General features: G+C 46.6%; 20 protein-coding genes. 16 read left to right on the top strand and 4 right to left on the bottom strand.

Annotated elements, in window-relative coordinates; translation table 11 throughout:
• The 16 genes from BN1234_RS20985 to BN1234_RS20910 all read left to right on the top strand — a co-directional run.
• The coding region (locus BN1234_RS20985; protein ID WP_170308098.1) for a dynamin family protein at positions 1–1858 on the top strand (1858 nt) is incomplete at its 5' end.
• Positions 1859–2408: 550 nt separating this feature from the next.
• Positions 2409–4187: an ABC transporter ATP-binding protein gene (locus BN1234_RS20980; RefSeq protein ID WP_054958582.1), complete on the top strand. Its 1779-nt coding sequence runs from the start codon at positions 2409–2411 to the stop codon at positions 4185–4187.
• Positions 4184–6049 (top strand): ABC transporter ATP-binding protein, encoded by a 1866-nt coding sequence (locus tag BN1234_RS20975; protein WP_054958581.1) that lies wholly within the window; start codon positions 4184–4186, stop codon positions 6047–6049. Before BN1234_RS20980 ends, BN1234_RS20975 begins: the two co-directional genes overlap by 4 nt.
• 134 nt (positions 6050–6183) lie before the next feature.
• On the top strand, positions 6184–6645 hold the full coding sequence (locus BN1234_RS20970; RefSeq protein WP_054958580.1) for a GNAT family N-acetyltransferase: 462 nt from the start codon (positions 6184–6186) through the stop codon (positions 6643–6645).
• 234 nt (positions 6646–6879) lie between these two features.
• Positions 6880–7992, top strand: coding sequence for an amidohydrolase/deacetylase family metallohydrolase (locus BN1234_RS20965; RefSeq protein WP_054958579.1), 1113 nt, complete (start codon positions 6880–6882; stop codon positions 7990–7992).
• Positions 7958–9061 carry a DgaE family pyridoxal phosphate-dependent ammonia lyase gene (locus tag BN1234_RS20960; RefSeq protein WP_054958578.1) on the top strand — a complete coding sequence of 368 codons (1104 nt, stop codon included), beginning with the start codon at positions 7958–7960 and terminating at the stop codon, positions 9059–9061. The genes BN1234_RS20965 and BN1234_RS20960 overlap by 35 nt, the downstream gene beginning before the upstream one ends.
• A 1-nt stretch (position 9062) precedes the next feature.
• Positions 9063–9818 (top strand): 2-dehydro-3-deoxy-phosphogluconate aldolase, encoded by a 756-nt coding sequence (dagF, locus tag BN1234_RS20955; RefSeq protein WP_054958577.1) that lies wholly within the window; start codon positions 9063–9065, stop codon positions 9816–9818.
• The gene (locus tag BN1234_RS20950) at positions 9811–10827 is read left to right on the top strand and encodes a sugar kinase (RefSeq protein ID WP_054958576.1); all 1017 of its coding nucleotides are present in this window, start codon (positions 9811–9813) and stop codon (positions 10825–10827) included. Before dagF ends, BN1234_RS20950 begins: the two co-directional genes overlap by 8 nt.
• Positions 10828–10837: 10 nt before the next feature.
• Positions 10838–11551, top strand: coding sequence for a GntR family transcriptional regulator (locus BN1234_RS20945; protein WP_054958575.1), 714 nt, complete (start codon positions 10838–10840; stop codon positions 11549–11551).
• A gap of 184 nt (positions 11552–11735) precedes the next feature.
• Positions 11736–12407, top strand: a complete 672-nt coding sequence (locus BN1234_RS20940) for a CAP domain-containing protein (protein WP_054958574.1) — start codon at positions 11736–11738, stop codon at positions 12405–12407.
• A gap of 174 nt (positions 12408–12581) precedes the next feature.
• On the top strand, positions 12582–13460 hold the full coding sequence (locus BN1234_RS20935) for a GDSL-type esterase/lipase family protein (RefSeq protein ID WP_054958573.1): 879 nt from the start codon (positions 12582–12584) through the stop codon (positions 13458–13460).
• A gap of 32 nt (positions 13461–13492) precedes the next feature.
• Positions 13493–14461: an ABC transporter ATP-binding protein gene (locus BN1234_RS20930; RefSeq protein WP_054958572.1), complete on the top strand. Its 969-nt coding sequence runs from the start codon at positions 13493–13495 to the stop codon at positions 14459–14461.
• Complete coding sequence (locus BN1234_RS20925; RefSeq protein ID WP_054958571.1) at positions 14454–15443, top strand: ABC transporter permease; 990 nt, start codon at positions 14454–14456, stop codon at positions 15441–15443. Before BN1234_RS20930 ends, BN1234_RS20925 begins: the two co-directional genes overlap by 8 nt.
• A gap of 90 nt (positions 15444–15533) precedes the next feature.
• Positions 15534–17513 carry a DNA topoisomerase IV subunit B gene (gene parE / locus BN1234_RS20920; RefSeq protein WP_054958570.1) on the top strand — a complete coding sequence of 660 codons (1980 nt, stop codon included), beginning with the start codon at positions 15534–15536 and terminating at the stop codon, positions 17511–17513.
• 11 nt (positions 17514–17524) lie between these two features.
• Positions 17525–19984 (top strand): DNA gyrase subunit A, encoded by a 2460-nt coding sequence (gyrA, locus tag BN1234_RS20915; RefSeq protein WP_054958569.1) that lies wholly within the window; start codon positions 17525–17527, stop codon positions 19982–19984.
• A gap of 309 nt (positions 19985–20293) precedes the next feature.
• Positions 20294–20716 carry a MarR family winged helix-turn-helix transcriptional regulator gene (locus tag BN1234_RS20910; protein ID WP_054958568.1) on the top strand — a complete coding sequence of 141 codons (423 nt, stop codon included), beginning with the start codon at positions 20294–20296 and terminating at the stop codon, positions 20714–20716.
• Between the two features lie 89 nt (positions 20717–20805).
• Here BN1234_RS20910 and BN1234_RS20905 read toward each other — a convergent pair whose 3' ends face one another.
• The 4 genes from BN1234_RS20905 to BN1234_RS20890 all read right to left on the bottom strand — a co-directional run bounded on the left by BN1234_RS20905 (position 20806) and on the right by BN1234_RS20890 (position 24998).
• Entirely contained in the window at positions 20806–21537 is a 732-nt protein-coding gene (locus BN1234_RS20905) for an RluA family pseudouridine synthase (protein WP_054958567.1), read from the bottom strand.
• A gap of 4 nt (positions 21538–21541) precedes the next feature.
• Entirely contained in the window at positions 21542–22405 is an 864-nt protein-coding gene (locus BN1234_RS20900; protein ID WP_054958566.1) for a class I SAM-dependent methyltransferase, read from the bottom strand.
• Positions 22406–22505: 100 nt separating this feature from the next.
• Positions 22506–23012 (bottom strand): GNAT family N-acetyltransferase, encoded by a 507-nt coding sequence (locus BN1234_RS20895; protein WP_054958565.1) that lies wholly within the window; start codon positions 23010–23012, stop codon positions 22506–22508.
• 12 nt (positions 23013–23024) lie between these two features.
• A complete protein-coding gene (locus tag BN1234_RS20890; RefSeq protein ID WP_054958564.1) occupies positions 23025–24998 on the bottom strand; it encodes an endonuclease MutS2 in 1974 nt (657 codons plus the stop codon).
• Positions 24999–25338 lie beyond the last annotated feature (340 nt).

The following is a 25338-nucleotide window of genomic DNA, read 5'->3' as shown; positions in this document are numbered from 1 at the left end:
GCAGCTGCGCGGCGCGGCGGCGCTGCTGGCGCCGCATCCCGCGCTTGCATCGCACGCGCGGGACTTGAACGCCCGCGCCGATGCGCTCGCGGGCGGCTCGTTCACCCTCGCGCTGTTCGGAGCGTTCAGCGCGGGCAAATCCTCATTCGCCAACGCACTGCTCGGCGAATCGGTGCTGCCGGTTTCACCTCACCCGACAACCGCAGCGGTGAACCGGATTGTTGCGCCGACTGAAGAGCATCCTCATGCAACGGCCGCTGTCCGTATGAAGAAAAAGGACGTTTGGTGGGATGATCTCAAGTACTCCTTCAGCGTGCTTGGTTTGCCCGAGCCGAATGAAGGGAACTGGCGTAAGACAGCAGAAGGATTGACTCCTGAAGGTGTTCATCCCGCCGGACTTCCTCATTACGGTTTCCTGAAAGCCGCGGCAGCGGGCTGGGAGGAAATGAGCGGAAGGCTTGGGATGACAGTGTCGGTTTCGATGGAGGAGTACCGCGGATTTGTTGCGGATGAGACGAAGTCCTGCTATGTAGACGGCATCGATCTGTATTACAGCTGCCCGCTGACAGAACAGGGTATCGTACTCGTAGACACACCGGGGGCGGATTCGCTTCACGCCCGGCATACAGGTGTGACCTTCAGTTATATCAAAAATGCGGATGCCATCGTGTATGTAACCTACTACAACCATGCATTTTCAAAAGCCGACAGACAGTTCTTGTCCCAGCTGGGCAGGGTGAAGGACAGCTTTACGCTGGATAAAATGTTTTTCGTTGTCAATGCTGCAGATTTGGCATCGTCCCCTGACGAGCTTGAAGAGGTTGTCTCACACGTTCGGACAAATCTTGTACGAAGCGGTGTGGCGAACCCGCTTATATATCCGGTTTCCAGCTTGACTGCATTAAGAGGAAAAATGCATGAGCATGAGCAGGAAGTGGAAGCATCCGGATTTATACCGTTTGAGAATGCGCTTGATCGTTTTGCGGTTGAGGATCTGCCGGCACTATCCTTAAGAGCGGGATATGATGAAATTGCATCCGCACGGCGGAGAGCTGAAGCATGGGCCGAGCTCGCTGAGCAGGATGAAGACACCCGAAGCCGAAGAATTGCAGGTCTTGAGGAAGTACGTGTGAAGTCCCAAACGTATTTTGATAGCTTGAAGGCTAAAGATCTGTCACGGGAAATCACGCAGGAATGCGGGGAGCTTCTCTTTCATGTCAAGCAGAGGCTGGATTATGCGATGGGGAGATTCTTTCAGGAGGCATTCCATCCTTCGGTTCTTCGTGAGGATGCAGGCAGCTTGAAATCGGCATTCACAGCCTGCGGACGTGATCTGGAACGGACATTGTCCATAGAGCTTGACCAAGAGTTCTGGGCAACCACGCTTAGGCTCGAGCAGAAGGGTCGCCGATTAACCGAAGAAGCAGCCCGTCAAACAGCTGATGAGGCAGGTAAGTTAACGGAAGGCCTGGAGCTTTCAGTACGACAGGACCGGGAATGGGCAACTCCTCAATTAGAAGAAACTGAATTGAACATAACCGGGGATTGGCTTTCCTACTGGTCATATTTCAAGAATCCGAAGCATTTCTTTGAAGGAAACGGGAGTCAGAGATTTCGAGAAGCAGCAGAGCCGAAAGTGAAGGAAGCTATAGCGGCAGTTGTAAAGCAGCGGGAACTGCAGCTTGCGTCTCACTACAGTAAAGAGAGCATGCACTCACTTGAACAGCATGCGAGCCTTCTTCAGGAACAGCTTCAGGAAACGATTGATGCATTGCTTGTGTCCTTGCAGGATGGGCAATCGCCTGATATGTGGCGTTCTCTTGCTCATGAGCTGTTTCAGATGGAACAGAAATCATAGCCGCAGAGCGATGAAGTTCTTTTCTCTCAACACGCTTGAACAGAGTATTTCTGTGCTAAATAAAATGATAAAGGAAGCCGTTATGAACGGCTTCCTTTATTTTTTTGCTGGGATTAATAAATAGCTTTATAAGTTGTTGTTACGAGAACAAAAAAATGCCATAAGAATCCATATATATGTTAAAAAGAAGGGCTAAAATGATGGATTTATAAAGATCTGATATGTGAAAATGGACGCTTTCTTATATCAACAGGATTAACGAGAATTTAGGACCATTTAATCATGAATGGATGAAATGTTGCACTTAACGACCCGTTTACGACCCATTAGCGCATATATGACGATATATTCTCTTTGCCGCTTTACCGGGTCGGTGATAAACTTCTTAAATGCTACATAACAGAATCAATTTCATAATACCCTTAACTTTCTAGTCAGGAGCGTATAGATCAGAACATCAATGTTTGTCTATATAGATTCAAAGTCACTGTTATTCAAGAGTTATGAAATTGATTCAAATTGAACGTAAACCATCCAAAGGAGGATAATCATGAATGTTCTCAGGCAACTGCAGGGCTTCTTTTGGGAGAAACGAAGTTATCTCTTTCTTTCCATACTGTGTCTGGCGATCGCGACCGCACTCGGCCTCGTGTATCCGTACCTGCTGCAAAAGCTGATTGATGATGCAATTCAGCCCGGAAATTATAGTTTAGTACCCGGACTCGCGTTGACGGTATTGGGGGTCGTCATCATTAAGGCAGTGATGCAGTTTCTTCACGGCTTTTTTGGTGGACGACTGGGTAACTTTTTAGCTTACCGGCTGCGGAATGCCTGTTATGAAAAACTGCAATTTCTATCATTCCGTTATTACGACACGGCAAGAACAGGCGATTTGATGTCCAGGCTGACAGGGGATCTCGAAGCGATCCGGATGTTTATCGGTTTCGGGTTCGCGCAGATCCTGAATCTGGGCCTAATGGTGACCTTCGGCTCCATTATGATGTTCTCGATCAGCTGGAAGCTTACTTTGCTTACCTTGGTCAGCATGCCATTCCTGGCGGTGACAGCCCTTAAATTCGAATCCAAGATCCATCCGGCTTTTCAGGAAATGCGGCTGGCATTAAGCTCTTTAACGACCGCTGTACAGGAGAATATCACAGGGGTACGAACCGTCAAATCATTCGCGCGTGAACCGCACGAGGTAGAGAAGTTTTCGGGGCGTAACGAGCGTTACAAAACGAATCAAATATTTGCATCTTCTCTGTGGGCAAAATTCTTTCCGCTTATGGAAATATTCGCGAATATCAGTATTGTCATCCTTCTGCTGGTTGGCGGATCGATGGTTATTAACAAAGAGCTCTCACTTGGTCAGTTGGTCGCATTCTTCAGCTTGATATGGTACATAATCGGGCCAATGTGGAGCATCGGGTTCCATATTAACAACTACACCCAATCAAAGGCCTCGGGTGAACGGGTACTGGAGCTGCTTAACCAACCTATTGATGTAAAAGACAAGGAAAATGCAATTGAGCTTGATCCGAAAACGGTGAAGGGACATGTGGTATTTGACGGCGTAACCTTTGCTTACGGGAATAAGATGGCTGCTGTTAAAAACATTAATCTGAACGCGCCGCCGGGATCGGTTATTGGATTTTTGGGAGGCACCGGGTCCGGTAAATCAACAATAATCCAGCTGCTGATGCACGCTTATAATGTAAATTCCGGCAGCATCAAGCTCGACGGTATCAATATTAAAGATATTAAAGTTCGCAGTTTACGAAGTCAAATTGCGACGGTATTCCAGGAAACCTTCTTGTTCTCATCCAGTATACGAAATAATATCGCTTATGGTATGAAGGATGTGTCTTTGGATGACATTATCCGGGCTGCCAAGCTGGCAAAAGCCCATGATTTCATTATGGAGATGGAGCACGGCTACGACACCGTAGTAGGGGAACGAGGCATGGGACTTTCCGGTGGACAGAAGCAGCGGATTGCTATTGCGAGGGCGCTGCTGAAGGATCCGAAGATTCTCATACTTGATGATGCAACCAGCGCTGTTGATATGGAGACGGAGCATGAGATCCAGTCAGGCTTCCAGGAAGTCATGAAGGGAAGAACCACGTTTATCATTGCACACCGTATTTCATCCTTGCGACATGCCGATGAAATTCTTGTATTGGACGAAGGTAAGGTGGTTCAGCGCGGTAAACACAATGAACTGATTCATCAGGAAGGTCCTTATCAGGATGTCTATAAAATTCAATATGCAGACCTCATTGCCCGCAGAGCCGCATCCGGGTATGAGGAAGGGCAGGTGAAGTCATGAACGCAGAAATAAATATGGAGAGAAAGCCTAAACAGAAGGCTCCTCGTAATGGCAAAGAACCAGGTACAACAGGTGAACGTTTCGTTTATCAGGATGATGATGCAATTGAGAAGCCCTTTAACTGGAAGCAGTTAACCCGATTGCTTTCTTACATGAGACCCTATGCAAAACAGATGGTTCCTCTCATCATTGTTCTCATGCTTATCGGTACCGTAACAAAGCTAGCCGTTCCCTATTTAACGGGGCAAGCGATCGATAAAGCGATCGCTCCGGAAAACGGTATGCCTAGCCTGAGCCTACTGTACAAGATTACGATTGCAGTACTTGCGCTATTTATCATTCAGTATATTACCGGCATATTCCGTATCAAGTATACAAATATTATCGGTCAGCGTGTCATTTATGACCTTCGTGCAGACCTGTTCCGGCATATTCAGCGCTTGTCCTTTAATTTCTATGATAAACGGCCGGCGGGATCGGTACTTGTACGGGTGACGAATGATGTTAACTCGCTGCAGGACTTGTTCACCAATGGTGTGGTCAATTTATTAATTGACATTGTTCAATTATTCGGAATTGTTGTGATCCTGCTCTTCATTAACTGGAAATTGGGGTTAGCGGTTATCGTCACGGTACCGATCATGTTCTTTATTTCGACAACGCTGCGTGTAAAAATACGGAGAGCATGGCAAGACGTACGTACGAAGAACTCTCGCATCAATTCCCACTTGAATGAATCCATTCAAGGAATCCGCGTAACCCAAGCTTATACGCAGGAAGAAGAGAATATGAAGTTCTTTGATCATATGAATGCGGACAGCAAGAAATCCTGGGATAGAGCTTCAGCGATGAACCAGGCGTTCGGGCCTATGATTGAAATTACCGGCGGTTTCGGAACATTAATCTTATTCTGGCTCGGGGCAACGCTGATACAAAATGGTGAATTGACGATTGGTCTCCTGATTGCATTTTCGAACTATGTGGGTAACTTCTGGGAGCCGATTAACCGTCTTGGCCAGATGTATAATCAGCTGCTAGTTGCGATGGCATCATCAGAGCGTATATTTGAATTCATTGATGAAAAGCCGAATATCGATGATGCTCCGAATGCCAAGAAACTCCCGCAGATCAAGGGAGATATTAAGCTGGAGCAAGTGGTGTTTGAATACGAGAAGGGTCGTCAGGCTCTGAAAGGAATCAGTCTGGACGTAAAAGCCGGCCAGTCTATTGCTCTTGTCGGTCATACCGGATCCGGTAAGAGTACGATTATCAATCTGCTCAGCAGGTTCTATGATATTACAGAGGGTAAAATCACGATTGATGGATATGATATCCGCCAGGTTACCGTAGAGAGTCTACGTCAGCAGATTGGTGTCGTTCTGCAGGATACGTTCATATTCTCGGGAACGATTCGTGATAATATCCGGTTTGGACGCCTGGATGCAACAGATGAAGAAATCGAAGAAGTCGCCAAGGCAGTTGACGCTCATGATTTTATAATCAATATGCCTAGCGGCTATGATACAGAGGTTGAGGAACGGGGAAATATGTTATCCATGGGTCAAAGGCAGCTATTGTCATTTGCCAGAGCGCTATTAGCCGATCCCCGGATTCTTATTCTAGATGAAGCAACAGCTAGTATAGATACAGAAACAGAGCTGAAAATTCAGGATGCACTGAAAGTGCTTCTTAAAGGGCGTACCTCATTCATTGTAGCTCACCGTCTGTCTACGATCAGACACGCTGATATGATTGTTGTTCTCGATCATGGACAAATCATTGAGCAAGGTAATCACAGCCAGCTTATGAATATGCAGGGAACGTATTATGGCTTAATCGAAGCCCAATACAAATTTTTGTAACATTCGGTCTATAAACTTTGCTGAATAGAGAGAATTTTGTCGTAAGACTATTGCAATCTTCTTGAGAAACTACGAAAATAGAGAATGTGAATATTTAATCAGTTATTATACAAGAAGGGAAGCATGAGGTTAACATGAGCATGGATAGCGTTTTGTCTGCGCCTGCACTGCTGATTCGAACGTTTGAGAAAGAGGATTTGGAATCTGTCACATCTTTGATGCGCGAATTCAATTATCCAACTACGCTGAATGTAATGCGTGAACAGATGGAGATGATGGACGCCAACCCGCTGCACTGCAATATGATTGCTGAGCTGGATGGGAAGGTAGTAGGCATGATTATGCTTCGTCAAGTTAAATCCTTTGCAGAGACTAAATGGGTCACTCAAATCACTTCGTTGATTGTAACCTCAAACAGCCGCAACCAAGGAATCGGCAAACGATTGGTAAGCGGTGGGGAAAATTGGGGAAGACAGCAGGGAAGCAACCTCTTGTTTCTCACAAGCGGCAACCGGGAAGGTTTAGCCCCGGCACATGCATTTTTTGAACATATCGGATTTGAAAAGACCGGATATCAGTTTGTTAAACAGCTGTAGCCTGTTTTTTCTCCAGCCCGCTCCCGCCGTTTTGGGAACGGGCTTCTCTTTTTATTATCATACATATAAGCAGCGGCTTGTTCCTTCATATGTGCAGGAGCAGGCCGCTTTATGTTTTCGCTGCTGACAACCATTCAGTAAATCGTCTTCAAACATTATAATGTTTTCGTTTACTTTAGGAAACGCACATGCTATCGTAAACATTATAATGTTATACACAAAAAGGTGATGCTGGTGAATGATTTAATCGTACTTTCTCACGTGAAGCGCGTGAGCGGAGAAGAGATCGATGTGATCATCGAGAATGGTAAGATTGCTGCTGTCATTCCTGCCGGGGAGGGGAAAGGGGATCGCGTCGTTGATGGCCATGGCGCATATGTGTCTAGTGGTTGGATCGATTTGCATGTTCATGCTTTTCCCGCGTTTGATCCCTACGGTGACGAAATTGATGAAATCGGAATTAAACAGGGTGTAACAACGATTGTTGATGCAGGAAGCTGCGGTGCGGATCGAATTGCCGATCTGGTTGCAAGCAGCAGGTTGACCAAGACCCGGGTATTCGCTTTTCTCAATATATCGAGGATCGGGCTGGCGAGAATTGATGAATTGTCAAGGCTTGAATGGATCGATAAGGAAGGGGTCCTTCAGGCCGTCAAGGAATACTCCGAGTTCATTGTAGGATTAAAGGCGAGAATTAGCAGAAGTGTTGTTGGCGATAGTGGAGTGGAGCCGCTGCGGATAGCGCGGGAGCTTTCGGGAGAAACCCGTCTACCGATCATGGTTCACATTGGTTCAGGCCCCCCGGATATTGAGGAGGTCATTCCGTTATTACAAGAGCAGGATGTGATAACTCATTATCTGAATGGCAAGAAGAACAATCTGTTTGATGCAGAAGGCAGACCTCTTGATGTACTCCTGGATGCTATTGAGCGAGGAGTCCATCTTGACGTGGGTCATGGGACGGCCAGCTTCTCCTTTCAAGTGGCTGAGATGGCAAAACAGCACGGTATCGGACTACATACAATCAGCACGGATATTTATAGAGGGAATCGGGTGAATGGTCCAGTATTTAGCATGAGTAGTGTGCTGACTAAATTTTTGCACCTAGGCTACTCATTGGAAGAAACAATTGCGGCTGTCACCACAAACGCTGCCGATTGGCTTGGCAAACCTGAACTCGGACGCATACAAGCTGGTGATCGTGCTAACCTGACGCTGTTTACCGTGGACCAGAGAGCACTGGAACTGATCGATTCCGAAGGGGAACGGCGAATGACAGATCGAGTAATCGAAGCAAAAGGAGTGGTTGTCGATGGGGAAATCATTAAATGCGAAATACGGTCTTAAACGGGTTATTAATGCCAGCGGACGCATGAGTATCCTGGGTGTATCTGCACCGACAGATACGGTTATGGAGGCTATGAAGCAGGGCGGACAGAGCTATGTGGAAATAGCGGATCTGGTTGATAAGGCAGGTGACCACATCGCACGCATATTGGGTTCAGAGGCTGCTGTAGTAGTGAACTCGGCTTCGAGCGGCATAGCGCTTTCCGTTGCCGCTATTGTTACCCGAGGAAATCGCCGGATGAGCGAGCGTCTTCATCAGGACCTTATGGATAAGAACGAGATTATCATCTTAAAGGGACATAACGTGCAGTATGGTGCACCCGTTGAGACAATGGTGTTTTTAGGCGGCGGCAGGCTGGTTGAAGTCGGCTATGCTAATGAGGGACGAGCAGAGCATATTGAAGATGCCATTACGGACAAAACGGCAGCTGTATTATATGTAAGATCTCATCATGCTGTCCAAAAAAATATGATTTCGGTTGAAGAAGCCTGGGAAGTTGCTCAGCGAAAAGGAGTTCCGTTGATTGTTGATGCAGCTGCGGAAGAAGATATTCATAAATATGTGAAGGTTTCAGACCTTGCGATTTACAGCGGCTCCAAAGCGATTGAAGGCCCTACCTCAGGTATTGTCGGCGGGAAACGAACGTATATCGAATGGTTAAAAGTCCAGCTTCATGGCATTGGCCGGAGTATGAAGGTGGGTAAAGAAACGACGTTTGGTTTGCTGCAGGCTCTTGATGAATATATCGTGAAGAAAGACAAAAGCGAGTTTGAAAAAGCCGAGCTCCAGAAGCTTATGCCTTTAAATGATATTCCAGGCGTTCGTGTTACCATCGTTCAGGATGAGGCAGGCCGTGCAATTTTCCGGGCAAGAATTCAGATTGACCCTCAGCAGTCCGGTACGACGGCGAAGGAAGTAGCCGCAGGGCTGCAGAATGGTGAGATTGCAATCTATACCCGTGATTACGGTGTAAGACAAGGCTATTTTGATATAGATCCACGCTCGCTCATGGGCGACGATATAACTGTCATTCGAAATACAATAAGTGAACTGGTGGGAGGACGTTAATATGTCAAATATATCAGAACGTTTTTACAAAGGCCGTGTTGCATTAAACGTATTGGCTAAGGATATCGAGAATGCGAAAGAGGTATTTGAATCGGCAGAAGGATTTGTGCTGGTCGGGGTATTGTCTAAGGATTACGCAACCGTGGAAGAAGCCGTTGAAGCAATGAAGGAGTATGGCCAAGAGATCGAGGAGGCGGTATCAATCGGTCTTGGTGCCGGCGATAACCGCCAGGCTGCTGTTGTGGCTGAGATTGCCAAGCATTATCCGGGAAGCCATATTAACCAGGTATTTCCGGCTGTGGGAGTGACTCGTGCAAACCTTGGCAATAAAGACAGCTGGATCAACAGTCTGGTATCTCCATCCGGCCGTCCTGGATTTGTTAACATTTCAACAGGACCGAATAGTGCTGCGCAGAGTGAACCTGCAATCATTCCGGTTAAATCCGCGATCGCACTTGTGAGGGATATGGGCGGTAATGCGCTTAAGTATTTCCCGATGAAAGGCTTAAGTCTTGAAGAGGAATACCGTGCGGTTGCAAAGGCATGTGCAGAGGAAGGATTTGCACTGGAGCCTACCGGGGGAATCGATTTGGAGAATTTTGAGCCTATTCTGCATATAGCGCTGGAGGCAGGTGTACCTCAAGTCATTCCTCATGTATATTCCTCGATCATTGATAAAGCAACAGGCGATACTAAAATTCAAGATGTACGCGAGTTGCTATCGATTATGAAGAAGCTGGCGGATCAATATGCCTAAAGTCATCGCAGCCTTTGGAGAGGTCATGATGCGTCTGCAAGTACCTGGGTATGATCTTCTCTCACAAGGGAACACATTGAATTATACATTTTCAGGTACAGGGGTTAACGTGATTTCAGCATTAACCCGCTATGGGCATACCGGACATCTTGTTACCCGCCTGCCGGTAAATTCACTCGGTGATGCCGCCGCAGCCTATTTGAGAAAACTGGGTATCGCTTCAACGTTTATGAATCGAGGAGGCAGCTATTTAGGGATGTATTTCCTGGAGAATGGCTTCGGAGTTCGGTCTAGCCGGGTTACATATACGAACCGGCTGGAGAGCAGCTTCAATACTGCACCGGAAGCTGTATATGAATACGCAGCGATAGCAAGTCAGATTGATGCGATTCATTTCTGCGGCATTACACTGGCGATGAATGACGGTGTTAGGCAGCATATGAAGACATTGGCACAGTCCGTGAAGGAACACGGGGGCAAGGTCATATTTGATTGTAACTACCGCCCGTCCTTATGGGGTGAAGGCGGATATATTAAAGCCAAGTCTCACTATGAGGATATGCTGGAGCTCGCGGATATTGTAATTATGAACGAAAAGGACGCCTTGTATACGCTTGGAATGGCGACAGAGAAGCAGGAGCGGGAAGAACAGCTCTCAGACTTGATTCCTGCCGTTGCAAAGCGTTATCATATTGAAGTCATTGCAGGAACACACCGTTCCATCAATCATGATAATACCCATACGCTTCGAGGTTATCTATTTAAGATTGATCAATTTATATTCTCGGATCAGTTGACCTTTTCGGTTTATGATCGAATAGGTGCCGGTGACGCGTATGCAAGCGGAATTATTCATGGAGAGATGGAAGGCTTTTCGCCGGAGCAGACTGTGCAATACGCAGCTGTTGCGGGTATGCTCGCTCATACGGTGTCTGGAGATACGCCCATGGCATCAGAAGCTGACATTCTTCGTGCGATGACGGAATCCGTAGGCGATGTAGAAAGGTAGTGGGCTAACTGTGAGCTTATCGCGTAAAGATAGGCCATTGTATTTGCAGATCAAGAATATCATAAAGGATCGTATCCTTTATGGCGTGTATACACTCGGTTCCAACATTCCTTCCGAGCCTCAGCTGGAGAATGAATTTGGGGTTAGTAAGATTACTGTACGAAATGCGATCCAGGAGCTGGTTCAGGAAGGCTATCTTGAAAAAGGCAGCGGTAAGGGGACCAAAGTGATCCGGATTACCACAGCTTCCAAATTGTCCAAGTGGAAACGATTCACGGAGATTTTGGTAGAGGAAGGTCATCGTATTCAGAAGCAATGGCTTCGTGCGGAACTGATTCAATGTGATGAGGATACCGAGCCTTATCGTCTATTTGGAGAGCACAGCTTAAAGCTTGAACGTGTTTATTATCTCGATGATGTTCCTTATATCTATTACACGCACTATTTATCAAATACGATTGGTGATGTTGACCTGCAGGATCTAAGTGCTCAATCTTTATATGAGCTGCTGGAGGACCAGAATATTTCTCTTGATAAGCTTCGGGATGAATTTGATGTGTCGGAACCGCCGGAGCTAATCGCAGAAATGTTACAGATCAGCAGCGGCAAGCCGCTGTTGAAGAGGTCGCGTTATTCCTATGATGAGCAGGGGAATGTGAAGGAGTATAGTATTGGTTATTACAATACTGAGCTTCAAAGCTATGTTGTAAATTATGATGTGTAACATGGTTCAGATTGAACAAGAGACTATTCTATGCGGCTAATCGTCGTTTAGGATAGTCTCTTTTTTATATATAGTTAGTTACCTGGCAACATTTGAAGGGTAGCCAAAGGTATCAAATATGTTACAATATATTCAAAGGTGATTACAGAAATGTAACTATTTGAATTAAAGGAGAGGAATCACATTGAATAGATCTATTATCAAGAAGTTCGTTACCGGCGGTATTGCAGCTGTATTGTCTGTAGGAATTATGCTTCCGGCATCTGCATCTGCTGCAGCCCCGGCTGAGAGCAAAGCATACAAGCATCAACTGGTACAGCAGATATTAAAGGAGCAAGGGTGGATTGGCATTAAGAAATTCCAATGGATTATTCAAAAGCCGGTTGTGAAGCCGCAGCCTGAAAAGCCATCCGTTCCAGAAACGAATACACCATCAACACCAAGCAAGCCATCGGTTCCATCTAAACCGTCTGATGAAGCGGGTCAGTCTGATTTTGCCAGCCAGGTGGTTTCACTTGTGAATAAAGAACGTGCTAAAGCAGGCCTCAAGGCGCTAACTGTACATGGAAAGCTGACAACAATGGCTTTAGACAAGGCGAAGGATATGAATAACAACAAATACTTCAGCCATACTTCTCCAACTTACGGCTCACCGTTTGAGATGATGAAATCTTATGGTATTTCTTATAAATATGCAGGTGAGAACATCGCTATGGGCCAGCGTACCCCGGAAGAAGTTATGAAATCCTGGATGAACAGTGAAGGTCATCGCAAAAATATTATGTCTCCGAACTTTACCATGATCGGAGTAGGTTACTATAATGGTTACTGGGTTCAGGAGTTTATTAGTCAATAATCAAAGGCTATGATGATAAACAGGAGGGGATTTTCCCTTCTGTTTTTTTGTTTTGCAATGATTTTGGTCATATTTGCAAAAATATCTCAGAAGTTTTATGTTTATGTACATACAGTTAACAAGCTTCACCCAATAATGTAATCGTACATTACATCAAACAGGAGGAACAGCCGTATGAACTCTTCGAAATGGATCTGGCGCATCACTGCATCCGTCTCGTTCGTCATTACTATAGTTTTAATTATTGGCTTCATATATGCAGTAAAAGATATAAACTCATCGAAATCATCAGCTGCAAACGGGGCATCATCTGGCGCTGCTGAAGAAAAGGGGGGAACCGCAGTGGATACTCCAAAATCGTCAGAACAAGAGACAGAGCCAAAGGATCTCAAGGTTCTACCGCCCCTGCCCGATAAAATAAAGATAACGGCTATTGGGGATTCTTTAGCCAAAGGGACAGGAGACAGCACAGGCAGCGGCTTTGTACGCAGAGCCATCCAAAATCTCAATGACAGCGGACGGAAGAGTGAGCTTTTGAATAATCTTGCTATTAACGGCTTGACCACAGAAGGACTGATATCGAAGCTTGAAGAGAAAGGGGTTCAGTATGCACTGAAGCAGGCGGACCTCATCCTGTTGTCGATCGGTGGCAATGATTTATTTCAGGGAAGCCGGTTAATGGAGAACGCTAAGGCTGGAAAGGAAGAGCTAGACCCCAAACAGCTTATGAATGAACTCCCGCAAGCAACGAAACGGTTAACACAAATTCTTGATCAAATTCGGGTCGTGAATCCAGACGCGAGAGTAATCTATGTCGGGCTTTATCACCCTTTTGCTGATATAAAGGAATTACTCTTGCCGGGGAATGTTGCCGTATCAACCTGGAATCATGCCGCTCAGCAGGTTGTGAACAGAGATTCCAATATGGTTGTGGTCCCGACATTTGATTTATTCCAGGGAAAACTGGATGTCTATCTATCTTCGGATCACTTTCATCCCAATGACAAAGGTTATGAAGCAATAGCCGACCGGATTGCACAAGGTATTCTGTAACTGTAACTCGAAGTGAAGGGAGTCGAAACCGGATGACAGAAGCACGGGAGGACATCGTTCTATCCGTAGATCACGTCAAGAAAAAGATAGGGCGGAAATGGATTATCCAGGATGTCACGTTTGACGTGAGAGCAGGTGAAATATTCGGATTTCTCGGGCCGAACGGTGCAGGAAAAACAACGACAATACGTATGTTGGTAGATCTTATTAAACCTACAGAAGGCAAAATCACGGTGTGCGGCTATGATGTTAACAGACAGCAGGAGCAGGCCCTGCGCTATATTGGGTCCATCGTTGAGAATCCGGAGGTATACTCCTATTTAACCGGATGGGAGAACCTGGAGCATTTTGCGCGTATGCAGCCGGGTATAGATGAAGATCGTATTCATGAGGTTGTACGGATTGTGCGATTGGAAAAACGGATTCATGATAAAGTAAGCACCTATTCACTGGGTATGCGCCAACGGCTTGGGATCGCACAAGCTCTCCTGGGCAGACCCAAACTGCTTATTCTGGATGAGCCGACAAACGGTCTTGACCCGAAAGGGATCAAGGAAATGAGAGAGTTTATTCAGCGGCTTGCGAAAGAAGGCTTGGCTGTATTCGTATCAAGTCATCTGCTGAGTGAAATTCAACTCTTATGTGATCGCGTGGCGATCATCAGTCAAGGCAAGGTGCTCGCTGTTGGAGGAGTCGAGGAGCTCATCGCAGGCAGCACCGGATATGTAATCTGGAACTTGCATCCGGCCGGTAAAGGCGAGACCATTCTTCGTGGCCTTGATTACTGTGAAGTGATGGACAACCCGGAGCTCTTGCTGGATGACAATATCCTCGCAGGAATGGCCAAAGACGCGATCGTAACAAAAATTCAAGAAGAGTTTACTGCAGATGCAGTGAAGCGGCTTGTTGATTCAGGCGTCGAAGTGCGTGGTGTTAGCCGTATCAATCCTACTTTGGAACAGCTGTTCCTTCAGATGACGGAAGGTGAAAGTATTGACTAGCATACTGCCGCTTATTAAGAACGAAACCATTAAAGTCATGAAGAAGAAACGCTTTTACGTTATTCTATTGGTACTGCTTGTTCTTGTTCCCATGTTTACATATGCGCAGATGAAAGCAGCTGAGCGCAGTCAGGGCAAATTTAACGGAGACTGGCGGCTGGAGCTTCAGCAGCGCATTACGGATAATGAGAACTCATTAGGCAGTGATCGGGTACCTGAAGAGTACAAGCAGTACCGGAAAATCTTTATTCAGCAGATGCAGTATTATCTGGAGCATGATGTCAATCCGAATGAGCCGAATGGTGTGAATTTTACACGCGAATTTTTGAATAATGCAGCGTCATTATTTATTCCATTGCTCATTATGGCTGTTGCGTCGGATATTGTGTCAGGCGAACGGACCACAGGCACCATCAAGATGCTGTTGACCCGCCCGGTAAAAAGGTGGAAGATTCTGCTCAGCAAGCTGATTACACTGATTATGTTCGTTTCCCTTATTATACTCGCGACGGTTGTAATAGCTTACTTGATCTCTGGACTTGCATTCGGTTATGCAGGATTAGACCTTCCTGTATTTACCGGATTTAATATCGTTGGCTCCGAAGTGGATATGTCAGCTGTTCATGCGGTTCCGCAGTGGAAGTATATTCTGATGCAGTCGGGGCTGATCTGGTTTGTCGGCTTGGTTGTGGCTATGCTGGCTTTTATGGTGTCTGTGCTTGTTCGAAGCACTGCGGCGAGCATTGTCGTCATGATGGCTGCTTTAATAGCTGGCAGTATATTAACGAACATGGCTTCGGCATGGGAAAGCGCAAAATATTTATTTATGGTTAATTTGCGGGTTACTGATTATTTAGCCGGGAATTTACCGCCGATTGAAGGTATGTCTTTGAATTTTTCACTGGCAGTTCTGGCAGTCTGGGCGGCTGCGGCGTTGATCATTTCATTCACTGTCTTTACGAAACGGGACATTTTGAATTAAAATGGACGAGGTGTACAAAACATTTGTTTGCATATTGGGGGGCAATCCCCCTTTATTAGTGAAATATGAAGGAATGAAGGAGGAGCATGAATGGTCGAACAGATCGATTGGTTTGCAGAGTCATCACAGAACGGCCCGGATGGCCGCTCGGGATACGATGCTGACGACATTCAAGTGCTCGAGGGCCTAGTTGCTGTACGCAAACGGCCAGGCATGTACATAGGTAGCACAAGCTCGTCAGGCCTGCATCATTTGGTGTGGGAAATCGTAGATAATGCGGTCGATGAGCATCTTGCGAAGTACTGCTCGAGAATAGAAATAACATTACACAAAGATAATTCCGTTACAGTATATGATAATGGACGCGGAATTCCGACAGGACTGCATAAAACGGGGATTCCAACTCCTCAGGTAGTATTCACAATTCTTCATGCCGGCGGCAAGTTCGGCGGGGCTGGTTACAAGAAGTCCGGCGGACTTCACGGTGTAGGCGCCTCGGTTACAAATGCGTTATCCGAATGGCTTGAAGTTGAAATTTACCGTGATGGTAAAATACATCGCCAACGGTTTGAGTACTGGCAGGACAAAAAAGGAAAAGAGCATGTTGGTGAACCGGTAACCGGACTTGAAGTCTTGGGGAATACGAACAAAACAGGCACGAAGGTAACCTTCAAGCCGGATGCCCGTGTCTTCTCCGCAGGCATTAAACTGAATTATGACACACTGGCAGAACGCCTCCAGGAAATTGCATTTCTGAATTCAGGTCTTCGGATTGTGCTTAAGGATGAGAGAACGGGCAATAACGATGAGTTCTTTTATGAAGGTGGAGCAAGCCAGTTCGTTGAGTTTCTCAATGAAGGCAAAGACGTTCTGCATGAGGTTGTTCATTTTAACGCGGAAAAGGAAGATATCGAAGTTGAAATTGCACTGCAATACAACGCAGGATACACTGAAACCTTGGCCTCATTCGTAAACTCCATACCGACACGAGGGGGAGGTACGCATGAGACGGGCTTCAAAACGGCTTATACGCGTGTGATGAACGATTATGCCCGGAAGAACAACCTCCTGAAAGAGAAAGATAAGAATCTGGATGGTAATGATCTGCGTGAAGGCATGATGGCTGTCATTAGTGTCAAAATGTCTGAAGTAGAATTTGTAGGACAGACTAAGGATCAGCTTGGCAGCGCATCCGCTCGAAGCGCGGTGGACAGCATTGTGACCGAGAAGATGCAGATTTTCCTGGAAGAGAATCCGCAAATCGCTCAGACACTTTTGAAGAAGGCTATTCAGGCTTCCAAGGCACGTGAAGCAGCACGTAAAGCTCGTGACGAGATGCGGACAGGCAAGAAGCGCAGTGAAAGCTCGAATCTTGGCGGAAAGCTGACCCCGGCTCAGTCCAAGGATTTTTCACGTACAGAACTGTTCATCGTAGAGGGAGACTCGGCGGGAGGATCTGCGAAGCAGGGACGGGATTCCAAAATTCAAGCGATTTTGCCTTTGAAGGGTAAGCCAATGAATCCGGAGAAGTCGAAGCTTGCTGATATTCTTAAAAACGATGAATACCGTGCGATTGTCTCCGCCATTGGCGCCGGAATCGGGAATGAATTTTCCACTTCAGACAGCAATTATTCCAAAATTATTATCATGACGGATGCGGATACGGACGGAGCACACATTCAGGTGCTGCTGCTGACGTTCTTCTACCGGTACATGAAGCCTTTGATCGATGAAGGCCGTGTATATATAGCGCAGCCTCCGCTTTATAAAATCTCAAGTAAATCCGGTAAGCTTCAGACCGTAAGATATGCGTGGAATGAAGGACAGCTGGCGAATTATTTGAAGGAATTTAAAACTTATGAGCTTCAGCGCTATAAAGGGCTTGGTGAGATGAACCCTGACCAGCTGTGGGAAACGACGATGAATCCGGAGTCCCGGACTTTGCTGCAGGTGCAAATTGATGATGCGGCAAAGGCGGAACGGAGGGTATCCACTCTGATGGGGGATAAGGTTGATCCCCGGAAGCGCTGGATCGTTGAGAATGTCAACTTTGCAGAGTTTGAGGAATAGAAGGTGGAGTCATGAGTTTATCAGAACAATTTTTACCGGCTTATCTGGAAGAGGTTGTAGGTGACCGCTTCGGCCGATATTCAAAATATATTATTCAGGACCGCGCGATCCCGGATGTTCGTGACGGACTGAAGCCTGTCCAGCGGCGTATTCTTTACGCGATGTATGATTCCGGCAATACACCGGATAAACCATATCGTAAATCGGCGAAAACGGTCGGGGATGTCATGGGTAACTACCATCCCCACGGTGACTCGTCTATATACGAAGGTATGGTACGTATGGCACAGCCATGGAAGATGGGGCATCCGCTTGTAGACGGTCACGGTAACTGGGGTTCCCAGGATGATGATCCGGCTGCGGCAATGCGTTACACGGAAGCACGACTGTCGCCGATTGCGATGGAACTGCTGCGGGACATCGAGAAACGGACGGTGCTCTTCAAGGATAACTTTGACAATACGGCGAAGGAGCCGGTAGTTCTGCCATCAAGATATCCGAATCTGCTTGTTAACGGTACAAGCGGGATATCTGCAGGGTTTGCTACCGAGATCCCGCCCCACAATTTACGTGAGGTTATCGATGCCTGTATTGCGGTTATGCAAAAACCGGAGATTGAACTTAATGAGATTATGACGTTTATAAAGGGTCCGGATTTTCCGACAGGCGGCATTATTATGGGCGGAGATGGCATTCAGGATGCTTACCGTACAGGGAAAGGCCGTGTTTACCTGCGCTCGAAGACGGATATTGAATCCCTTCGCGGCGGCAAGCAGCAAATTGTCATTACCGAAATCCCTTTCCAAGTCGTTAAATCTCGCCTCGTTACAGCGATGGAGAATATCCGTCTTGAGAAAAAGGTTGACGGTATTGCGGAGGTTCGTGACGAGAGCGGACGTGATGGTCTGCGGATCGTGGTTGAGCTGAAAAAAGATGCAGACGCGAATGGCATACTTGCGTATCTGTTCAAAAAAACGGATCTGCAAGTCACATACAATTTCAACATGGTTGCAATTGTTAATAAGACACCTCAACAGCTTGGCTTAAAAGCGATGCTGGAGGCATATATTGCCCATCAGCGTGAAGTAATTACATTCCGGACACAGTACGAGCTTGAACGGGCAGAAGACCGTGCACACGTATTAGAAGGGCTCGTTAAGGCTCTAAATATTCTGGACGAAGTCATCGCAGCCATTAAAGCCTCCAAGAACCGTCAGGACGCACAGAATAATCTGCAGTGGATGTTCGGTTTTACCGAGCGTCAGGCCGATTCGATTCTGACACTTCAGCTTTATCGATTGACGAACCTCGAAATTCATTCCCTTCAAAAGGAATTGGATGAGCTCACGAAGAAAATCGAGGGTCTTCAAGCCATTTTGAACAATGATAAGAAGCTGATTTCTGTCATCCGTAAGGAAATGATGGAGATTCGGGATAAATACGGAGTCGACCGCCGCTCGCTGATTCAGGAAGAAGTCGAAGAGATTAAGGTCAACCTAGAAGTGTTGGTTGCTGCCGAGGATGTACTGGTTACCCTGTCTAAAGACGGCTATATCAAGCGGACCAGCATGCTGTCGTTTACCCGCTCTGGCGGTGAGCCTGACAGCTCGGGCGTAAAGGAAGGCGATTATATTACCCGTCTCCTTGAAGTGAATACTCTTGAGAATCTGTTGATCTTCACGCAGAGAGGACAATACTTCCTGCTTCCGGTACACCAGATTCCAGAATATAAGTGGAAGGATGCCGGTACAGCCATTGTTAATGTGATCCAGCTGGCTAAAGAGGATGAGATTGTATCGGTTATTCCGGTGTCGAGCTTCGAAGAGAGTGACAAGACTCTTGTGTTCGTGACCCGTAAAGGTCAGGTAAAACGGACAGAACTGAAGGATTATGCAACTAAACGGACCGGAGCCGTAGCTGCATGTAAAGTTTCTGCTGATGACCAGGTACTTACGGTGGTCGAAAGCGACGGAACGAAGGATATTATGCTGATTACGAAAAACGGCATGAGCATACGCTTCAATGAACAAGAGGTTAATACGATGGGGCGTGTGTCTGGCGGTGTAAGAGGTATTCAGTTACGCGAAGGGGACGAGGTAGCTACAGCGCTGTGGGTTATGGATGACGAAGGTGAAATTCTGACCATGACAGATTTGGGTTACGGAAAACGTTCCTTGCTTGTGGATTATCCAATCCAGAGCAGAGGCGGCAAAGGGATCATCACCTTTGAATTCAAAGAAGGCAAGCGGGTCAAGCCGAACGGAAGCAGAATCATGGGAGCATTCTATTGCAGAGAGCCGCTCCGGATGATTGCATACAGCAAGGAAGGTACTGCATTTGCGATTGATTCAGAGAAGGCGCCGATTAGTGATCCTAAATCGGTTGGTAAACAGCTTGCTGATGTAGGCAAGAACGGCGAAATTGTTGATCTGCTTCTTGCCCCTGAGTTGAAATCAGGTCAGGCAGATTAACGGGAGCGTTAATCCTTGATTCGTTATAATGGGCATCTGATTCTTGTGCGGAATCAGATGCCCTTTTTTAATATGGATGTCAGCTGCATATGAATAGTGTCGAATGAATGAGATTCCTGAAAAAGCTTGCTGTGATTGGCTTGGCGGCATTTGTCGTATCATTGGTAATTATATTTTTGCTCTGAAAAAGGAGGAAAAACCGGTATTTAACACGAAAGTTAATCCTATAAAATACCGCATAACCGGGATGTTCTAACCGTACTCTTTTACTCGGAGAGAATGTATTTTTATAAGAAGGAGGGATAAATGATGTATACGAACGAATTTGCCAAGGTATGGTCCAAGCTGGCCAAGGATTATAAACTTCACATGGAGAGTGGACTTGCACCTGCACTGACGGAAGCGCAATTGACCGTGCTCGAGGTACTGGAGGATCAGAAGAAGATGAAGCCATCGGATTTCATTCCCTATCTGGCTACAAGCCCTGCTGCAGTTACGATGCTCCTTGACCGTATGGAGAAGAATGGTTTGATTATCCGGGATCGGGATGAAAAGGATCGGCGTATTGTATGGGTAACGATCTCAGAAGATGGAAGGAAGGAAGTATTGCGGGGAATGAAGGTGAGAGAAGATTATTTATCTCATGTTCTCAACCGGATCTCGTCCCATAATCAACAGCTCTTAATCTATCTCTTAGGCAAAGTAAGTACAGCTCCGCAGGAAGTCGGATGAGTTAAGACGTAAGAGGGGGAAGTCCCCTGATCCAAAATATAAAGAAAAGCCGAAATCCCTTTAAGGATCTCGGCTTTTCATCTATCTGATTAAGGATAATTCTTGATTTCTTCTAGAATTCGATCTTGATGGAACTGATTCCAAGGATATGCATCCGGAGGAACAGCCTCAATCCGTATCTCTTCCTTGGTTACGGGGTGAGGGAATCCGACGAGGACAGACCATAGCGCGATTTGCTGGCCTGCCTTGTTGAACCCTTTTCCATACCTTTGGTCACCGTACAGCGGACAGCCTGCGTGGCTGAATTGAACGCGAATTTGATGCGGGCGTCCTGTATGGAGCTCTACAAGAACGAGGCTCATCCCGCCAGAAGTCTCCAGCACCGAATAATCGAGAATCGCTTCCTTGGCGCCTTCCGTTCCTTTGGGGACCACACGGACGGTATTGCTGCGGCTGTCTTTATATAAAGTGTCAACCAGCCGTCCTGAAGGCTGCTTCGGTCTGCCATGCACTACGGCGACATAGAGCTTCCGGAAGTTCCGGCTGCGTACAGCTTCAGATAAGCGGGAGGCAGCTTTGGATGTTTTAGCAAATACCATGGCTCCTCCGACAGGCCGGTCAAGCCGGTGAACGAGACCAAGGTATACGTTTCCCGGTTTGTTGTAACGAACCTTGATATCCTCTTTCAATATGGTGAGCATATCCGGATCGCCGGAGGAATCCTCCTGGGACAGTATGTTAACGGGTTTGCTGACACCAAGGACATGGTTATCCTCATACAGAATCGGAATATCAGGATATCTGTCAGTTATGTGACCCATATCCTTAAGACTCCCAGCGGCCCAAAATTCCGCATGGAAGATTAAGTCCCGAGTTCGTGATCGGCAGACCGATCTCACCAGCACTGATACTGCCGCCGTATCTTTCCTGCATCGTCATAGACAGCATATTTTTCAGTACCGTAGGCGATATGCCAGTGGTATAAGAGTTGATCAGCATAAAGAGAGGATTATCGGACAGAATGCTCAGGCAGCTTTCAAGGAACGGATACAAGCTCTGCTCCAGCTTCCAGGTCTCTCCGCTCGGACCACGGCCATAAGAAGGAGGGTCCATGATAATGGCCTCGTACTTGTTACCGCGTCGCTGTTCACGCTGCACGAATTTGAATACATCGTCTGTAATGAATCGGACAGGTCGGTCTGCCAAGCCGGACAGTGCCAAATTCTCCTTAGCCCACTGAACCATACCTTTGGCCGCATCGACGTGAACGACCTGAGCTCCGGCGTAAGCTGCTGCTACAGACGCTCCTCCCGTATAAGCAAACAGGTTCAGCACACGAATCGGCCGTCCGGCATTCGCGATTTTGTCCATCATCCAGCGCCAATTCGCAGCCTGTTCAGGGAACAATCCGGTATGCTTAAAGTTGGTTGGGCGAATATGGAACTTCAGCTGATCGTATGAAATGCTCCAGCGATCGGGCAGCTGCTTTTTCATATCCCAGCTTCCGCCGCCGGAAGAGCTCCGGTGATAATGGCCATGCACATTTCTCCAAATTCCACTTTCGTTCTTGATCGGCCAAATAATCTGCGGGTCCGGACGGCGCAGAATGACATCGCCCCAGCGCTCAAGCTTTTCCCCGCCTCCGGTATCTATTACTTCGTAATCTTTCCAATCATCAGCTACATACATGTTGAAAACCATCCTTCAAATTTGTCATTTAAGCTTTATTGTACAACATTTACTGCGCATAATGCCACAGCAACAAGTCAGGCAGCGGAAGGAGTTATAGCTAAATAAAAGCTTCGGAATAACGAAACTCGCCCTGGATTCGATTCAAGGCACTCGGTTCGATTTCATATACCATAAAGACGTCATCAGGAACCGTAAATTGCTTTAGAGAGAACCCGTGCTGTCCTGCTGGAACAAATCCAAATTTCGAATAGTAGGAAGGGTGCCCGATCAGGAACACCAAGGGAATGCCAAGCTTCCGGCATCTAGCCAGACCCTCCCGAACCAGTTCTCCTCCAATTCCTTGGCGCTGATAGGAAGGAAGCACGGCGAGCGGTGCGAGCCCGGCTGCCTGACAAGATCTCTGCCCGTCTATAACCTCAGCATAGCTGAACATAATATGGCCGGTAATGACTCCATTCTCTTCAGCTGCTATCGACAATTCAGGTTCAAAATGATTCAGGGCACGGATGCGTTCAACAATCCGGACCTCTTCATCACCGTTAAATGCTTTTCTTAGTAAATGTTCAACTTGAGGATAATCCTGAGTTCGTTCCGTTCTGATCATATTCTATTCTCCTTATGATTCGGGTTTGGTTTCAATCTGAAGTCCCTCTACATACTTGCGCTTCATCAGCTTGCGTTTCTTGCGGTTCTCCTTGGTTTCAAAAACAATATCAAGATCATAGTCATCCGGATAAAGGTCTTTAGCCGCAATATGAAGAGAAAGCCGCTTGTGATTAATCTTGTGCTTTTGCTTCTGTATGAGGACACCAATCATACCTTTTGAATCTATGGTTTCACATACAATCCCGGTCCGTTTCATTGAGGATACATAAACGCTGTCTCCGAGCTGGTAAGCAGGAGGAACAGAGCCCGGATTAGACGCTGACTGAGTATCTTCAACGTCTGTTTGTTCATCTGCATCTGTAAGAGAGGGTGTCATTTCAAGATCTCTTGTTCGGTCTTCAAAGATATTTCTTTCTTCTTTATCCTTACTCTCCGCCGTAAACAGATGAACCTGATTCCTTCCCGTCTCGGAAATTTCCCGTGATCTGGTGATAATGGAGGAAGGAATCCCGAGTTTCTCAGCAATAACAAATGCATAACTCTGACCGGCTTCTCCAATTTTAAGCTGATATTTCGGTTCAAGTGTTTCGGTGTCAAATTCCATTCGCGCATTCTCGAACCCGGCAGTAGAGCTTGCAAAATTCTTGATTTCGGTAAAATGGGTAGTTACGACCACAGTAGATTGACGCCGGTATAACTCCTCAAGAACTGCGATCGAGAGACCAACACCTTCTCCAGGATCTGTGCCGGAGGCCATCTCATCCAGTAGAATTAGAGTCTTGTCATTGGCCGTTTCTAAAATCTCCTTCACATTTCTGATATGGGCTGAGAAAGTACTAAGCGCATGCTCTATACTCTGGCCGTCACCAATGTCTACGGATATATGCTCAAAAACACTGCATGTACTGCCTTCTTCGACCGGAACGAGCAATCCGGACTGTACCATGACGGTTAATAGCCCAACGGTTTTTAATGTTAAGGTTTTACCTCCTGTATTCGGTCCTGTTATGATGAGCGATTTATAGCTGTGACCAATAGAAAAATCGAGTGGAACCATGCCAGGCCCAAGAAGGGGATGAGCAGCCTGCTTAAGTGATATCCTTCCTTGATCGTTCAGCTGCACATTTCTTCCGCCAATAGATAATGCATATTTTCCTCTCGCGATGATAAAGTCATACAAACCGACCGTATCGGCATTCAATTGAAGCTCAGCGCTGTATTTTTCCGCCAGGGCAGTTAGCTCACTAAGCACTTTGGTTTCTTCTCGAGCTTCTTCGGTATGAAGAGCTTGAAGTTCCATTTGCAGACCGGATACATCATTCGGCTCCATGTAAACCGTCTGTCCGCTAGCGGATTCATCCAGAACCACGCCGCTAACTTGTCTGCGATGCTCCTTCTTGATCGGCAGAACATATCTGCCATTTCGCTTGCTGACCAAGCTTTCCTGCAAAATATCGCGGTGCTTGTGGAGCAGTTGATCGAGCCTTCGCCTGATTCGCTCTTCAGAAACGATAATTTTTTTGCGGACTTTCGCAAGATCCTTACTTGCAGCATCAACAACCCGTCCGCTGTATATACACCGTTCTATCTCGGACAAAAGTGCCGGAAGCTCATACATAGAGGAGGCGTAAGAAGCGACAACAGGAGCGATATGACTCTTGGTCGCCATATAGCGAATCAGCTGTCTGCAGCTGCGCAGAAATTGCTGTGTATGAGTGAAATCCTGCTCACTAAGTACATACCCGGTACCGATTAATTGCAGAATAGGCTCAATACCCTCAAGAGAAGGGATAGGAACACTTGCGCCCGCCTGAAGAAGGGCTTTTGCTTCATTAGTCTGATCGAGCTGATGGCGAACAGCTTTAAGCTGGGTAAGAGGCTTCATTTCCCGAACATGCTTCTTACCGATATATGAAACGGCATAATGCTCAAGCTCAGACTGGATTTTATCGTATTGAAGCTTCTTTAACGTGGATATCATCATTCGGATCTACTCCTTTAACATGTTTATATTCATCCTGGAAAGGTGCCGGAAACATAAAAAAGGCAGAGAATGAACTTTAGGTTCACTCTCTGCCTTTTATTAGTCTTCCTGTTATTGCGCCGTTAGAAACAGACTGGGCTGCATGTATACAGCAATGTGCAGTCGTATTTCATAAAAATCCGCGCTGACGTGTCAGCACGGATATAAAGACGCCAAATAACAGGATAGACCTCCCGGGCTTCAATTGATATCCGTAGTTCTTAACTCATAACACAGCTTGAAAAATCCATAAGAAAATAAACATAGCCGTTTCAGGCTATGAGACCAGGACCCTTCAACC

It is taken from the genome of Paenibacillus dakarensis (assembly GCF_001373415.1).
In the GTDB taxonomy this organism is placed as follows: Bacteria; Bacillota; Bacilli; order Paenibacillales; family Paenibacillaceae; genus Paenibacillus_AQ; species Paenibacillus_AQ dakarensis.
The sequence above is the reverse complement of the archived record's forward strand: the minus strand, read 5'-3'. Positions and strand labels throughout refer to the sequence as shown.